Genomic DNA, 446 nt, shown 5'->3' with positions numbered 1-446 from the left:
CATACATGGACGAGCCGATCTGTCCCCTTGAGGATAGACATAAGTAGCTCCTTCTCCATCAACAGAATATTCAAAATTTTCCCGACATCAATGTAGGTGTTCCATCCGGCATGTTCCAAGGTTTCCAGTTTTCATTCTTATACCCCATAAATGTGTAAGGATTCCATAACCCAACAACATCTGCACCAAGCTTTTTTAAAACGTCTTCATCGACCATACCCAGTATTTGTGAAGGTTCATGTACCAATATGGGTTTTTCCTCTAAGCCTAATGCTTTTCTAAGCTGGTAAAGGGTGCTGGCACTTATACCTGTTTGAGAAGTTCCTCCTAAATCAAGGGGAACCCTATCTGGTTGTTGATGATTCAAGGTCTTTATTAATCTTTCTCTAGAATTCATTTGTTTTTCCTCCAATTTGTACGATAATATTGAGTTAATTAATCTTGCA

At 38.8% G+C, this 446-nt stretch carries 1 pseudogene; it reads right to left on the bottom strand.

What is annotated here, in order from left to right:
* Positions 1–70: 70 nt before the first annotated feature.
* Positions 71–446 (bottom strand): annotated as a pseudogene (locus tag UF75_RS25935) (hypothetical protein); the annotation flags it as partial.

It is taken from the genome of Desulfosporosinus sp. I2, assembly GCF_000960765.1.
In the GTDB taxonomy this organism is placed as follows: Bacteria; Bacillota; Desulfitobacteriia; order Desulfitobacteriales; family Desulfitobacteriaceae; genus Desulfosporosinus.
Note: the sequence above shows the minus strand (reverse complement) of the source record. Positions and strands in the feature narration are given on the sequence as shown.